This window comes from Desulfobacter curvatus DSM 3379 (genome assembly GCF_000373985.1).
GTDB classification, from domain to species: domain Bacteria; phylum Desulfobacterota; class Desulfobacteria; order Desulfobacterales; family Desulfobacteraceae; genus Desulfobacter; species Desulfobacter curvatus.
This window is the reverse complement of record NZ_KB892946.1, coordinates 20,100-35,685: the sequence shown is the minus strand read 5'-3', so window position 1 is coordinate 35,685 and position 15,586 is coordinate 20,100. Positions and strand designations below refer to the sequence as shown.

Annotated in this window: 12 protein-coding genes and 1 riboswitch; of the genes, 3 read left to right on the top strand and 9 right to left on the bottom strand. The window is 48.1% G+C overall.

The features are described from left to right. Positions 1-53 precede the first annotated feature (53 nt). From B147_RS32750 to B147_RS0105115, 5 genes are all read right to left on the bottom strand, one after another. Positions 54-3,944 (bottom strand): carboxypeptidase regulatory-like domain-containing protein, encoded by a 3,891-nt coding sequence (locus B147_RS32750; protein ID WP_020586170.1) that lies wholly within the window; start codon positions 3,942-3,944, stop codon positions 54-56. Between the two features lie 74 nt (positions 3,945-4,018). Next, a riboswitch (cyclic di-GMP riboswitch) is annotated at positions 4,019-4,138 on the bottom strand. A 71-nt stretch (positions 4,139-4,209) separates the two neighbouring features. Beyond that, positions 4,210-4,722: a PEP-CTERM sorting domain-containing protein gene (locus B147_RS0105135; protein WP_020586169.1), complete on the bottom strand. Its 513-nt coding sequence runs from the start codon at positions 4,720-4,722 to the stop codon at positions 4,210-4,212. 441 nt (positions 4,723-5,163) lie between these two features. Next, positions 5,164-5,709, bottom strand: a complete 546-nt coding sequence (gene yjgA, locus B147_RS0105125; protein ID WP_020586167.1) for a ribosome biogenesis factor YjgA — start codon at positions 5,707-5,709, stop codon at positions 5,164-5,166. A 4-nt stretch (positions 5,710-5,713) separates the two neighbouring features. Then, entirely contained in the window at positions 5,714-6,271 is a 558-nt protein-coding gene (locus tag B147_RS27470; RefSeq protein ID WP_020586166.1) for a hypothetical protein, read from the bottom strand. 162 nt (positions 6,272-6,433) lie between these two features. After that, positions 6,434-7,684: a thiolase family protein gene (locus B147_RS0105115; protein WP_020586165.1), complete on the bottom strand. Its 1,251-nt coding sequence runs from the start codon at positions 7,682-7,684 to the stop codon at positions 6,434-6,436. Between the two features lie 427 nt (positions 7,685-8,111). Between B147_RS0105115 and B147_RS0105105 the strand changes: the two genes are divergently transcribed. Next, positions 8,112-9,143: a hypothetical protein gene (locus B147_RS0105105; protein ID WP_020586163.1), complete on the top strand. Its 1,032-nt coding sequence runs from the start codon at positions 8,112-8,114 to the stop codon at positions 9,141-9,143. 84 nt (positions 9,144-9,227) lie between these two features. Here B147_RS0105105 and B147_RS0105100 read toward each other — a convergent pair whose 3' ends face one another. The 4 genes from B147_RS0105100 to lnt form a co-directional block, all read right to left on the bottom strand. Further along, positions 9,228-9,854 carry a class I SAM-dependent DNA methyltransferase gene (locus tag B147_RS0105100; protein WP_020586162.1) on the bottom strand — a complete coding sequence of 209 codons (627 nt, stop codon included), beginning with the start codon at positions 9,852-9,854 and terminating at the stop codon, positions 9,228-9,230. A 48-nt stretch (positions 9,855-9,902) separates the two neighbouring features. Beyond that, entirely contained in the window at positions 9,903-10,457 is a 555-nt protein-coding gene (locus B147_RS0105095; RefSeq protein WP_020586161.1) for an HD domain-containing protein, read from the bottom strand. Between the two features lie 174 nt (positions 10,458-10,631). Then, positions 10,632-11,736 (bottom strand): peptide chain release factor 2 gene (gene prfB, locus B147_RS0105090; RefSeq protein ID WP_211216912.1). Its coding sequence is split into 2 segments (ribosomal slippage): positions 10,632-11,666 and positions 11,668-11,736, totalling 1,104 coding nucleotides; the frame shifts between segments, so codons are not numbered across the junction. After that, the gene (lnt, locus tag B147_RS0105085; RefSeq protein ID WP_245568929.1) at positions 11,736-13,232 is read right to left on the bottom strand and encodes an apolipoprotein N-acyltransferase; all 1,497 of its coding nucleotides are present in this window, start codon (positions 13,230-13,232) and stop codon (positions 11,736-11,738) included. The genes prfB and lnt overlap by 1 nt, the downstream gene beginning before the upstream one ends. A gap of 144 nt (positions 13,233-13,376) precedes the next feature. On the opposite strand from lnt, the gene B147_RS0105080 reads away from it, so the two are divergent. Further along, the gene (locus tag B147_RS0105080; protein WP_020586158.1) at positions 13,377-14,990 is read left to right on the top strand and encodes a hybrid sensor histidine kinase/response regulator; all 1,614 of its coding nucleotides are present in this window, start codon (positions 13,377-13,379) and stop codon (positions 14,988-14,990) included. A 120-nt stretch (positions 14,991-15,110) separates the two neighbouring features. Next, positions 15,111-15,563 carry an Hsp20/alpha crystallin family protein gene (locus tag B147_RS0105075; RefSeq protein WP_020586157.1) on the top strand — a complete coding sequence of 151 codons (453 nt, stop codon included), beginning with the start codon at positions 15,111-15,113 and terminating at the stop codon, positions 15,561-15,563. The last annotated feature ends 23 nt before the right edge of the window (positions 15,564-15,586 follow it).

Genomic DNA, 15,586 nt, shown 5'->3' with positions numbered 1-15,586 from the left:
TTTATATTTCGTCATCGCTTGCCTGTTTAAAATAATCCCGATCATCCATCAAATTAGTATCCGTAAAGGGAACAATCATCCAAGAAGCTATTAATCTGCATATCAATCTGCTTTGCTTGACCGGCGAATTCAAAATAGGAATAATAATAGCCCCAATAGTAGTATTCATTCCCATTATCATATTCATCGGGCAGGTCATTTATTATAAAATAAATCATTCCGGTGGATAGGCCGCTAAGGGAGAATTCCCCGTTTTCACCTGTGGTAACATCCCCCGACCGGCCATCATTCGAAAAATCAATAACGGCCCCTTCAATCGGTATTCCGGTCGGATCTACCACCCTGCCATTTACCGTGCATCCTTGCCCGTTGACATCCACGGTTTTATTGATGTCTTTTTCATCAAAATAGAACCTGGTTTTATTTTGGGTCAGGTCCTGATCTTCCACCGTGATGTATGCATACATATAGGACCAGTCCAAATCGGAATTCGTTGAAACAGGAGCAGTTAAAGCACTGAAGCTGTATTGGCCGTTATCCCCTGTAGTTGTACTTCCTAATAATTCTTCATTGTCATACCCTCGACAGTAAACAGTCGCTCCTGCTAGCGGATTACCATCATTACCAAAGACCGTGCCTGAGACATTGACGGTTACAACTGGGCCGAAATCCCGGACAATGGACTGTGATACCGTTGTCAAATCAGAGAGTTCACTAGCCCACTCCATTGTTCCATCCCAATAGTATATATATGTTGCTGATGAAACAGGACCGGAAACAGGACCGTACTTTCCGCTTATCATAGGGACCTCGGTCCATAAACTTAAACTGCCTTGCAGACCAGGCAGTACACTTAAATATAAGGAATCTGACTGGCTTGTGTCTATATTTCCATCACTACCATAATATGCGCCCGATACTGTTCCCCAGAAGAGAGGATAGTTGATGTTAAAACTGCAGCTTGAAATATCCAAATCCTCGTTGGAGCAACCGTCCAAAGAAATCCACCGGTTAGCGGTCCAGCCCGTGGCATCGTTGCCGACCGAAAGGGTGGTTTCAAGATACCCTCGAAATCCTGTTGCTTCGCCATCCAGGTTCATACAGATGGGAACGTTTTCAAAGGTGAACCGGCCATCACCATCGGTTGTAACTGTTTCAAATACTTCAGACTCATCCTCATTAGTGTAATAATACAATAATGTGACGTCCTGGCCTGAAACTGAATTTCCATCAGGTCCGTACAGAATGCCTGAAATATCGCGGTAGGTTGCGTCACCCTTGACCAAAATATTTTGATATGCTGTTGAAGATAGACCATTGCTGTCAGTTGCCGTAACCGTGATCCTGCAGTAGGACAGTGTCTCAGGGGCTGTGTATTGTGCACTTACAGTCACGGGCCCTATTGTGTCTGAAATATTAGACAAATCAGTAATGCTTCCGCAACCGGCCGACCAGGTCACGCTGACAGTGTCACCGTCGTTAATATCCGTGACATCTGCGGAGACCTCAATGGTTGCTCCGCCTTCCAGTTCTGCCGGAATAGTCAGGTTGTAGATGCTGGGGGCAAAGTTGATGTTCTGCGTATCCACGATTATGGTTCCGTCCGAAGCTGGGGTATCGGATCCGGCTTCGGGAAGGAGGCTGCAGTTTTCAACGTTAACAGAATTCAAGCAACTGCCCTGGAGAGTAGGCGTTTCAAAGCGTCTGGCCAAGGACTCGTCGGTTGTGAGCCGGTATGCGCCAGGATAAGTATCCTGATCTGGATGGTTCATAAAGTAATAATTCCGACCAGATATAAGCGTATAAATTACAAAATTATAGGTCTTGGTTGCCGTGCTTCTCAACAGGGTAAAAGAATACATTGAACTGCCAGGACAAGGAGATGGATCGTCACTGTCACAGTCGCAGGGCCTTGCAGGAGATGTACCGTCATAGTTTACCCCTTCGGCATAAACACTGGAATAGCTGATAGGATTCCCTGAAGAAAGATCCAAAATCTGAAATTTAAAACAGGCATGATCGGTAACGGGGCGGTCGTAGTTCCACCAGGTAAAATGCTCGACACTGCCGCAGATCCAAAGTTCTCCATCAATTTCTGACACAGTACCTGAGCCTTCTTCAATCCAGAGGCCCTGATCCGGGTCATAGTGCCATAATGGAATGGTTTCGTCTACATCAGCATCAATTCCATCGGGTAGCTTCATGCAGATCTCGGCAGTTCCGTCGAGTGCTTTAACAGCCACTCCGTTGGCATCCACAAGATCGAATTCCATCATGCCAAGACTTTCCAGAGAGACGATGTCCTCAGGGTTGTTTGGATCGTTTCCTTGTAGGGCCAGCAGATCGCCGCCCGGGATACTTGTGATATCGGATGTTGTAGGATCAATATAGGTGATTTTGCCTGTAATGGGACCTGTATAGCCTGACGCGTCGATGACATCATCGGAAATTGTTATTTTTCCAATGGTTTCACTCCCTCCCGATGTCTGCCGAACGATATTGACACCACTTGCAAGCTCGTCGTTTTCGTCGATCTCTGTGGTAATCGGCAAAAGAATAACTTCTACACCCTCATAGAAATTCTGTCCATTTACCCACGCAACTTTAAAATATCCTGTAGTATATCCTTGGGCCTCAACCTTTACGGGAAACAACAAATTGTTGCCGATGGTTATATCGCCAATAGCCGACAGTTGTGAAGTGATTGTAAAAACACCTGAATCCGTTGTTGTCGTTGATATAAAAAGATCCGTAGTTCCAATGGTTACGGTCGCACCTGCGATCAATGCCCCGCTGCCTGTAACAACACCTGTAATGTTAATGGGTGTATCTGTATCACAGACATCGCCATCGCCGTCGGCGTCTGTATCAGCCTGGTCCGCATTGGCAATCTCCGGGCAGTTGTCGTTGCAGTCCGCTATTCCGTCACCGTCTGTGTCTGTATCGACAACACCGCAACCACAGCTACCAGGTTCTGTCTTGTTGGGGTCATTGGGGCAACCATCACTACAGTCAGGCGTTCCGTCGGTATCGGTATCCATATCGGCCACACCACAACCACAACTGCCGGGTTCTATCTTTTCCGGATCATTGGGGCAGTTGTCGTTGCAGTCCGCTACTCCGTCACCGTCTGTGTCTGTATCAATAACACCGCAGCCGCAGATACCAGGCGCTATCTTGTTGGGGTCATTGGGGCAACCATCACTACAGTCAGGCGTTCCGTCGGCATCGGTATCCATATCGGCCACACCACAACCACAAGTGCCGGGTTCTATCTTTTCCGGATCATTGGGGCAGTTGTCGTTGCAGTCCGCTACTCCGTCACCGTCAGTGTCTGCATCAATAACACCGCAGCCGCAGATACCAGGCGCTGTCTTGTTGGGGTCATTGGGGCAACTATCAATACAATCAGGCGTTCCGTCGGTATCGGTATCCGTATCGGCCACACCGCAACCACAGGTGCCGGGTTCTGTCTTATTGGGATCTGTGGGGCAACCGTCCTCGTCATCCGGAGTGCCGTCATTGTCCGTATCGGTGGGTTCAACGCTGGCCTGGGTAGCACTTACTATAAAAGTGATGTTGTCCCAGCTAAAGGCAATCAGTCTATTCTGTTTGAATGAAAAGGTGTCGGTTGAGGTCGCGGCCCCCCCGGCACTCACATCGGGAAAGCTTAAGCTGCCGTCCTGCATTACCGTGCCAGAAGAACTGTTGGTGATGGTGGCGGTTATGGACTGGTAGTCATACACAGATGAATTGGCAATATCCGCCTTAAACGTATAAACAAAATACGTACGGCCCACCCGCTGTTTCGAAATTAAAGTATAATTTGAAACGGTTAGATCATCATTTGGCCCTACCGCTGCCAAACCCTGGGGGACGTACAAGGAAACGGCAAGTACCAGGGCCGCCGCCCACATCCATAACAACTTCAAGACTTGTTTCATGTGCTCCCTCCTAATGATTTGTTAACCTGCTAAAAAATAAAAAAACGGATTACTGAAGGTTGATGCTTTCAACTTCCGGCAACCCGGCTGTTCAATGCCCTATAGAGAGTATATAACTTGTTGAACCCGTGGCTTTCCGCATAACCGTCAATGGCATTTTAAAATGTGTTGACGATTCTTTGGCTTTTTCGTGAAGCGGTATTTGAGCCGCTGCCGGCAGGGCGTATAGCCCTGCCTTGCGAACCTCGAACAGACAGCTCTAAAATTACTCTCTTTTTCTGAGTGCCCCTGCTGCCCCTATCAGCCCGATACCTAATAAAAGTGCTGTGGTTGGCTCTGGAACAGTGTCCCACTGACCGGCCTCATAGGTTTCATAATACCAGGCTGTGGTATTACCATTAGACAGCAATACGGCCTGAACGGTGAACGTTTCGGTAAAAGATGCATAATCATCACTCAGAGCAAAGGCGTCATAGCCGCCGTCATCCGGTAATGAAGTATCAGGGTTCCAGGTTTGTATATCCCAATCTGAATTTGGAGCAGCTACAACGCCATCAGGATCAATGGCACCAAAAGAATTGTAGTCAAAGTAAATAGTAAACCCATCTTCAGTATTATAATCGTAACCAGATACCGTAAATTCATATTCCCAGAGATCTTGATTTAAAGTGGTGTTCTCAATATCAGTTGCAACTGCTGTAATGGTTGTTGCCAAAGCTATACCGGCTAAAAAGATCCATACTGAAAGACAAAGACAAAAAATTTTTAGATGTTTCATTGCATCTCCCCAAAAAGATTATAATTCAAATGAATTGAACTCAGATCCGTTCTAAGTCCAGTATTCCATTTCCTAGTTTCTGGTGTCGCATGTACCTACTTCTGACACAGCTATAATGAAAAGCTGCTCCGCTCCAATGAAACGATTACGACCATAGACACATCGCTTTTATGTGGAAAGCAAATTTTACACCTAATGCTGAAAAAAAATATAGACAACCGCTTTAGGCTGATCCATATTTCCGGCTATCGGCCTTTAGGCTTGGACAAATTCATTTACAATGGACCTGACTTGAAAAATACTTATAAATGATTAAGAAAAAAAGAACATATGATTAAGAAAATTTTTGTACAAAAAGGAGAAATCATGTACCCATGAATGGCTAAGTTTTAGGCTTTATTCCCATATCCATGGAGCACCATCGCCAATGAGGACAATGCCCTATACTTCCTTAACTTTTAACCGGGCAATTAGTTCTTTCAATGCCTGCAGCGATTTTGAATTTTTTTTCTGTGTGGATATATCTTTGTTGGCATTTCGAACCAACTGTCTTAAGTGCTGGCGGTCCATATCGGGATCGGCTGACAGGATTGTTTCCATGGCATCATCATCCCAGGCCAGCAACCTGTCCAACAACGCCCGGCTGTCCTTGTCTGTTTGTGGATCAATATCTGATTTGGGGCTGTAAATACCGGTGGGTGCGGTTTTCAACTGTTCAAGTGCGGCGAGAATAGGTTCAGGGTCCACCTGCCTCATCAAGGTACCGATGTACTGCCTGTGGCGCCTGGCCGCCACATTGGCGGTAATGGATTTTCCCTCGACCAGGGCTTTAAACAGGTCCGGATCAAGGTCGAGCAGTTCAAGCTGGCTGACGGAAAGCAGGCTTAAATCCTCTCCAAGCTGTTGAAGGTTTTCCGCAATTTTTTTTTTCTTTGTTTTGCTTAAAGGCAGTGGCGCATCAGGGGTGTTGTCTGGGGGTAACATCATTATTCTAGCTTTTTATGTCTAAAATGGGTTGCAGGTTCAGTGACTTGTCCTGTGTTTTCATCCGGGTACGAAAAAATGTCTCCTGGATTATGAAGGCATCCGAACAGGCTCTGTGCCGGGTCAGGTCCATGGAGGCGATAATGCTTTCCTTGGTGGCGTGCCAGATTTCCATCTGGGGTTCGGTCAGTATGCATTCCAGGGGACTGATGGTGAAGGTCTGGCGGATACCGGCTTCGGAAAAAAGCCGGGTTACCCAGGGTTTGTCCGTGGTCCATCCATCCGAATAAACGGTCAGGCTTTTTAAAATATGGTTTAATTCCCTGGCCACGTGACCCAGGGGTTTACCGTGTTGGGTCAGAATATCCCGGGGAATGTGGTGGATCTTTTGGGCTGCCATATCCCAATGGGTCCACCAATCCGCCGGTTTAATCAGACTGCAGTACCTGTTTTCCTTTTCAAGCGCTAATCCGATTTCAATGGGATAGGATTCGCAGCCAAAGCCTGATGCTTCCACATCTATGATAAAGGGTCTGAACAGCTTGATATTTTTATTTTCTTTCATGGGACAAAAATTCGCAAAAGGGTAAGAATTAATGTCTATCTCTACGCGGTTCTAGGTGAAAAGGCAAATCCTTTTACTTGTTTTGACGATTTTAGGGACCTGCGCAGATCTGTTATGCTTAAATTCAACATATACTGCTTCTGTTTTTACGCCTGAACGGCATTACAGCATCTCGATTGCACAGGCCATTGATACGCCGCCGCCGCCGCAAAGCGTGGCAAGACCCAAGCGCTTGTTATTGTTTTTCATGGCATATATCAACGTGGTCATGATCCGGGCCCCTGTGGAGCCTATAGGGTGCCCCAAGCCAATGCCGGAACCGTTAATATTTGTAATCTCACGGTTAAGATTCAACTCTTTTTCGCATGCCAGGTACTGGGCGGCAAAGGCTTCATTCACCTCAATCAGGTCAAAATCATTGATGGTAATTCCGGATTTTGCCATCAGGTCCTTGACCGCCGGAACCGGAGAGAGCCCCATGACGGACGGATGGCAGGCTCCCATGCCCGTGGCTTTTATTTTTGCCATGGGGGTAAGCCCCAATTCTTTGGCCTTGTCTGCGGACATGATTACCATACCGGTGGCACCGTCATTAATGCCCGAGGCGTTGCCGGCAGTGACCTTACCGGTTTTTGGAATAAAAGCCGGGGGCAAGGCCGCAAGTTTTTCCAGGGTGATACCGGGCTTGAAATGTTCGTCTTTGTCAAAGATGATGGGCTCTTTTTTGCGCTGGGGCACTTCAACGGGGACGATTTCATCGGCAAAGCTGCCGTCGAGGGTGGCCCGTTCCGCATTGTTATGTGAACGAAGCGCAACCTCGTCCATTTCCGCTCTGCTGATGTTCAGAAGCTGTGCAAGAAACTCCGCAGTGTGCCCCATAATATATGGTTTGCCCAGAAAATCGGAGGCCGGGGGCTGGGTGGTGTCCACAGGTGACGTTTCATCAAATGGCAGAAGACGAGACCCGCAATACAGTGAGTGGATCAGGGCATCCACAAAATTGGCATCCTGAAGACGGCATCCCCAGCGGGCTTTGGGCACGGCATAGGGCACACCGGACATGTGCTCGGTGCCGCCTGCCAGGATCACATCGGCCATGCCGGCCTGGATCATGGCCATACCGGACAAGACCGCTTCCATTCCTGAAATGCACACCCGGTTGATGGTGACGGCAGGCACTGTGTCCGGAATACCTGCCATCAGCGCAGCCACCCGGGTGGTGTTCAAGGTATCGTGGTGCTCCACACAGGTGCCGTAACGCACGTCATCAATGACGGCAGGATCAATTCCTGCCCGTTTGACGGCCTCCTTCATGGTAACACCGGCAAGATAGGCACCGTTCAAGTCTTTTAATGTGCCGCCAAAGGCTCCTATGGCCGTGCGGCAGGCTGATACAATGACAACGTCTTTCATAAATATATCCTTTTTTCTTTTAAATGATCGTTTGATTTAAAATATTTTTCAGGAGATTACCATGGACCGGGCCATTAACGAGAATGGTTTTTTTAAAAATGCCATATTGCCTCTTTGCGCCTGGCGCAACCTATTGAAGATTAGTCGAAAACTAATAATCTTAAAATAACAGCCTAACCTGACCCGCAGAAAATGGCCCATCAATTCAGACCGTTTTTTTATAAGAAAGTCTGGGTAATTAACACAGATCTTTCAACTTTCGTTGTGGGCTGAACCACGGTGAAAAACCAGGTCAGCCCGTGGCTGTTATAAAAAATCTAACGCCTTTTACCTTTTCAGGATTTTAAGGCGTTAGACTGCAAACGGGCTGAAGAACAGGCTCCGGCTGCATAGCCGGAAAATTCAATTTTTTTAGAAAGGAAAAAAGATGAAACGTTTTATGGCACTTGTTGTGTTAGCGGCAGGACTCGCTGTGGGCTCAAACGCTATGGCGGCGGATTGGAATTTTTACGGCAGCGCCAGGATTGAAGCCTTCTGGAGCGATGTAGAAGACAGCACAGGAGATTCAGAAACCAATTACAGCGAAACCCTTCAGACCGATTCACGCATCGGCGCCAAAGTCAAGGTCTCCGATACGCTTGCCGGCCGTTTTGAATACGGAACCGACGACGGTGTTGCCAATATCCGTCACTTATACGGCGAGTGGGATTTCGGCAGTGGAAAGCTGTTGGTGGGACAGACCGACAGCCTGCTTAAATTTGGCATAAGCAATCAGGTCTACGACAACAATGCGGGATTAAAGAAATACGGCAAAGTGGATGCAAGCCGCCGGCCCATGATCCGCTTGACTTTCGGGGGATTCCAGATTGCAGCTATTTCGCCGAATGTCGATCATGATCTGGACGGGGATGATGCAACAGATGAGAGGCAAGTCGTGATGCCCAAGCTGGAAGCCAAGTACAAACTGTCCATGGACAGCTTTTCCATAGAGGCGGCTGCCGGATACCAGACCTATGAAATTGATGATGAATTCGATGTGGATTCATACATACTGGCCCTGGCTGGTAAATTCAACTTCGGTCCGGCCTACATTGCTGCTGACGCCTGGTTTGGCCAGAACGTGGGCCCCTATGGCCTGGCATGTGCGCCTGATGATGATCCCGCGATCGTAGGCGGAGAGCTGAAGGACAACGATGCCTATGGCCTAGTTGGCGTGGTCGGCTTTCAAGTGAATGATATGGTTACCCTTGAGGCCGGCATCGGCTATGTTTCTACCGAATTGGATGATGCTGATGATGAAGATGAGGCCATGGCTTACTATGTACAGGCCGCATTCACTCTGGCCAGCGGCGTTACTATCGTTCCGGAAATCGGCTTCCTTGATGCCATGGATGATATGAGCGGCAATGATGAAGGTGATGAACTCTACTACGGCATGAAATTCCAGATTGATTTTTAAAAAAGATCATCTTTCTACCTAAAAAACGCCGGGATAAAATTTAAAGCCCCGGTCGACAGCTGTCGGTCGGGGCTTTTTCTATTTTCAATGTGTCACCTTATATGTGCACAGCTTGCATTTCACATCATCCTGCTCAAAATATTGGGCATCCTTAAGCTCCATAAGCTCCCAGGCGTTTTTCTTTTCCAGTTCCGCCATTTTATCCTGGTAACCGAACTCTTCATAGGCTCCCTCACGGATGGTAAAGCAGACGATTCCGCCGGGACGGGTCACACGGATCAGTTCATCAAAGGCATCTGCCCCGACATGGCCGTAAGTGAAAGTGCCGGTACAATTCACGGCATCGTATTTATTATCAGGTAACGTCAAAGGCTTACTCAAATCGGCCTGGATAAGTTCATTATATACGGCCTTCTTTTTTGCCTGGGCCAACATATCTGCCGAATAGTCCAAGGCATCCATGTGCTGGTATCCAAGCCGGGACAACTCAAGCCCCACCAGGCCCGTGCCGCATCCGGCATCCAGAATCCGGCTCTCTTTGCTGTCCAAAACGCTGTCCAGTGCGGTTGCCGATTCAATGTGGGCGGTATATCCGTACTCCTGCACCGTGTCCCGGTCGTAATCGCCGGCCCACTCTTTATACGCATCCATCAATTCTGTATGACTTTCCGCAGTATATACTTTTTCCAACGTCTCATTGTTGCTAATCATTTTTAAGTCCCCCTTTCTTGTTATGGATTTTTTTTAAATCTTCACTTCTTACAGATTAAATTCATCCGCCCAGGCGGCAAATCTCTCTGCATGGCCCGGATTAAGCTTGGCAAGGGATTTTTCAATTTTTTTCCGGGTCATGACTTTATTTTGTTTTTTCGGACTTTTTGAATAGAATTTGTCCGCGCAGCAGATGATTTTTTCTTCCAGGGTGACGGGTACCATGTCCCGGTGGGGCAACGGCAAATCCGCTTCAATAATATTTTCAAGGGTGATGCCGGCTCCGGTATGACGTTCGGACACAAGGCCAAATTCCCGGGGCAGGCCCAACCCGTCTAAAAGTTCACGTCCCAGGTATCCGTGACACACATAGGGGTATTTTCCCGCACAGCCGATTTTCGGAGAACTGGTCTTAAAAATACCGATATCATGGAGCATGGCTGCATTTTCTATGAAGTCCATGTCCGGATTCAGGTGGGCAACGCCCTTTGCAATCTCAAGGCTTTTTGCGGCCACCTTTCTGCTATGTTCCACCAGGAGGGTAAAAAGCTTTGAATCCGGATCATAAAACTGACTGATAATTTCCACTGGATCTATCGGCATAAAAACTCAGAATCTGTCTGTCTAACAGTTAGCGACTAAATGGGAACCCGTGTTTGGATGAAAAATTGCCCAGGTGCAAGGCGCAAGCAAAGCTAAAACCGGAGCGTACTTTAGTACGTGAGGATTTTAGGTTTGTGCAGCAACGCCGCAGATGGGTGATTTTTCATCCAAACACTAACTATTTAGGACACCGGACATCAATACCCCCTCAATAAACGGATCAAGATCTCCGTTCAACACCCGGTCCACATCCCCGATTTCAAGGTCAATACGATGATCTTTCACCATTCTGTAGGGATGCAGCACATAGGAGCGGATCTGGCTGCCCCAGGCATTGTCATCCTTGCCGTCGTGCAGGCTCTGCCTTTTTTGATCCTGCTTCTGCTTTTCCAGCTGATAGAGACGTGATTTAAGCACTTTCATGGCGATTTCTTTATTCCGGTGCTGGGAAGATTCCTGCTGACACTGAACCACGACGCCCGTGGGCGCATGGGTGATACGTACGGCCGAACTGGTTTTGTTCACGTGCTGGCCGCCGGCCCCACTGGCCCGGTACACATCAATGCGCAAGTCCCCTTCATCAATGTCGATATTGATTTCATCATTGATCTCCGGATAGACGAAAACGGCAGCAAAAGAGGTCTGGCGCTTGCCTCCGGCATTAAACGGGGAAATCCGGACCAGACGATGCACCCCGGATTCGGCTTTCATGAACCCGTAGCAATTTGGACCGGAAACATGAAGGGTTGCGCCCTTGATACCGGCTTCGTCTCCCTCCTGAAAGTCAATGACCTTGCACTTGTAACCCTTTTTATCGATCCAACGGGTATACATCCGGAACAGCATTTCCGCCCAGTCCTGGGAATCCGTGCCCCCGGCACCGGCATTGATGGAGACAATCGCATCCCTGGCATCATCCTCCCCGTCAAGGGTAATCTCCAGGGAAAAGCGCTTTACCTTTTTCTCCAGCTGAGCCAGCATCTGGCCGGCTTCCTCTTCGGCCGCCTTGTCCGACTCCTCCCTTGCCAGTTCCAGCATCACCTCCACATCCTCAATTTCTGAAAATATGTCATTGCAGGTGTCGATAAGACCGGCGATGGTGGTGCGTTCCTTTAACATCTCGGTGGCTTTATCCGCATCATTCCAGAAGTCTTCCCTGGCAATGAACAGCTCAAGTTCCCGAAGCCGTTTTTCCTTTACAGGGAGGTCAAAGATACTCCTTAAGCCGGTTGGCTTTAGCAGTGATAGAAGAGATGATCTGTTTGTATTCTACACTCATTATAAAAATCTCCTAAATTTTTTTCTCATGGGTTTTATCACACAAATCAAAAGAAATGCAACCAGGCAGGCTTTGGCAAAAAGGTCACCGTGGCGGGTATAAAAGGTTTTGCCGGACAGGACCGGAACCTGCCGGGTAAGGGAGCAAGCAGTAAAAATATCTGTTTTCTCAAGGATGGTGCCCGAAGGATCAACGAATCCAGAGATGCCTGTATTTGCGGCCCGGACCACACTGCGGCGGTTTTCAACAGCCCTGAATACGGAAATGGAAAAGTGCTGGAGCGCAGCCTGGGTCCGGCCGAACCAGGCATCATTGGTCATGGTGGTTAAAATATCCGCCCCATTGCGCACAAAATCCCTGGCAATATCGGGAAAAAGAATTTCAAAACAAATTAAGACCCCGGTTGTTCCCGTACCGAATTTTAACGGCACCGCCCCGGTTTTCCCCTTGGAAAAATCACCGGCACCGGCTGTCAGTTTTTGAGCAAACCAGAGAAGGTCTTTGAAAGGCACATACTCCCCAAAGGGCACCAGGTGATGTTTGTCATAATAGCCCTTTGGCAGGGCAAGAGGGGTGAGCATGCAGGCCCGGTTGTAGTACAGGAACCCCTGGTCCGAAGGCTGGGCGGCAGGGATGCCGATAAGAAAAAAGGTACCTGCCTGTCTCACCATGGCATCCACCCGGTTCGAGGGCACAGGGTCCATGCCGTAATAAAAGGGCACAGCCGTTTCCGGCCACACCACAAGATCGCATGGGATCGCCTGGAGAGATAATCGGGAATACCGGTCTAGGGTTTCATCAATAAATGTTTTATCCCATTTCCGGTCCTGGGAGATGTTGGCCTGGACAACCGAAATTTTCCGGGAAGGTGATTCTTTGATCTGCCCACGGATTTTTACCAGTTCAAAATGGCCGTAAATAAAGCCCAAGCAAATCAGCCCCATTGCAAGACTTAAACCTGCCATAGTTGTTTTTTCAGGCCATGTCCTTTGAAAAAAATGCTTAAAGGCAATCACGATAATCCCGTTGGCAAGCACCAGCAGAAAAGAGATTCCCAAAACCCCGGATATGTCCGCCGCCTGAATCAATACAAGGTTGGGGTACTGGCTGTAGCCAAGCAATCCCCAAGGAAAGCCGGAAAACAAATAGGTCCTGATATATTCCAGGGCGACCCAGGCCACAGCCCCCCAGAATGGGACAAGACCGTCAGGGACAGGGATCTTTTTCATGGCCAGGGCAAAAACACCCGTATAAACAGAGAGGTACAGGACCAGAAGTAACAGGCAAGACAGGGCTGCTAAAGCGTTCAGGCCGCCGTATTTGGTCAGGGTGAAATAGATCCAGTAAATCAAGGGCAGATAAAAGCAAATGCCGGTGCCGATACCCGCATAAAATGCCTGTGTCGAACCCAGCCGGTCAATGGAAAACCATAACGGGACCAGGGCAAAAAAAGCGATGGGATAAAGGCCTGGCGCCGGAAATGCGGAAAAGAGCATTAAACCGCCGGCCAATGCGGGTACAAGGGGTAATGGAGCGCTGTATATGGGTTTGAAGTGCATTTAGGGTGACCTTAATTAAAATTTCTGGTATATTTACCAGAGAATTCAAGCGCTCGTCAATTTTTTGGAAGGTGGTGTTTTATGACCCAGGGGCATGATCGTACATCTTCGAACTCCATTCTGAATCAGCAGGACAGGCCTGCCCACAAGCCCACTTACTGTGCCGTTTCCGATTTTTTTTCCCGGGAAAACATTAGAAATGTACTAATCTACGCCCCCGTGGGTATCTGTATTCTTCATCGCATGAGGATCCACTGGGCAAATCCCGCCTGTCACGCCATGACCGGCCATGAATATCTTAGCCTGCAAGGCAAATCCGCCAGAACCCTTTTTCCCACGGATAAAGAATTTAAGCGTGTGCATAATACGTTTATCACAGAAATTGACCAGACAAGATCGGCCACAGTTGACTCCCGGCTGTCAAGGGTAGACGGCACCGCGTTTGACTGCCGCCTTCGGGCCTGCCGGCTGGATCCTGGTGACCATTCCCAGGGCCTGTTAATCTTCGTATCGGATATTACGGAAATAAAATCCGAACAGATCAGGGAAAACCAGGCCCGGAAAATGGAGGCCATCGGTGTTTTGGCCGGGGGCATTTCCCATGATTTTAACAATCTGCTCATGGCCCTTCAGGGGCATTTATCCCTGATGGGGGTTAACGTAAACCGGCCCGAAAAAATCAAGCACCATATCCGGCAGATAAACAGGCTGATTGAGACTGCCGCTGAGATTACCGGTAATCTTTTAGGTTTTGCCCGGGGGGGGAAGTACCAGGTCGAACCCCTGGATATTAACCAGGTCGTGGAGATTGCCCTCACTGTTTTCCAGCCGGGAAAAGAAAATATTGTCATTGAAAAAAAGCTGGATCCGGATCTTTACAAGGTAAACGCAGACCGTTCCCAGCTTGAACAGATGCTGCTGAATCTTTTGGTCAATGGCGCCCAGGCCATGGTGGATGGCGGGACACTGACCATAGCGACCCATAATATAACAATAGATGCTACCGACATATTCCATTTTGCCGTGACACCCGGTGCTTACGTGGAAATCAGTGTTCAGGATACCGGAATCGGCATGGATGAAACCATTCAGAAAAAAATTTTTGATCCGTTTTTCTCCACCAAAATACCCGGGGATATGAAAGGACAGGGATTAGGATTGTCAACGGTGTTCGGCATTGTGAAAAATCACGGTGGATTCATCACCGTGGAGAGCAAAAAAAATGCCGGATCCCTGTTCAGGGTGGCTCTGCCCGGTTTGGCACCCGTGGATGTTCAACGTTTTGGAGAGGAGAACGACGCGTTTGATCTGATGCCCAAAGGAGGAGAGACCGTTCTTATTGTGGATGACGAAAAAGAAGTTCTTCAGGTGGGCGCAGACCTTCTTGACGCCTTGGGGTACCAGGTCCTCCAGGCCCGCAACGGTGTGGAATGTCTGGATCTGGTAACAAAGTACCCGGGCAAAATTGTGCTGGTAATTCTCGATCTGGTCATGCCCGTCATGGACGGCAAGGAGACGTTTTATCGAATCCAAAAACTGGACCCCGGCATAAAGATGCTGATTTCCAGTGGTGTCAGCATAGATGAAGAAACAAAGATGATGCTTCGTGGCGGATGCCACAAATTTTTACAAAAACCTTTTTCAATGGACAGGTTTTCAAGGGTTATTCGCGAGATACTTGACAAACCGGCCTGATAACCATTTAATTTTTATAGAGCTTTACAACATTTATGCCAGATGGTAATCTGATAGAATTGATTACGGGACAGGTCAACAGCATTCAGGGTGGTTCCTTCCCATTTTCAGGAGCATGTTATGGAACAGATAAAAATTAGATTTGGGAATCATATTGAAACATCGGCTACAGAAGAGAAATCTTTTGAAGAAATGTTTCAATCCGTTAACCCTATGTTCTGCTTTTCAAAACGGATCTGGAGACCCCAGATGGATATTTTTGAAACCAGGGATGAAATCATTATCCATGCTGAAATCGCAGGGGTTTCAAAGGAGAACATGGTTGTTGAACTCTCGGATAAGGCCGTAAAAATTTCCGGGGTGCGTAAAAGCAGCCAGCCGGATCCCACCGCCACCTACAGACTTGCTGAAATCCAATTCGGACGTTTTGAGCGGGTTCTGTATCTACCCAGTGTCATTGACATGAAAAAAGTGTCGGCGTCATACGCCAACGGGTTTTTAGAACTGAAATTAGGAAAACAACTCAAGACAAATTATTCGCCGGAACCCAAAATGCCCATTGATTTTTTGTAACAGCCATGGGATAGACCAAAGTC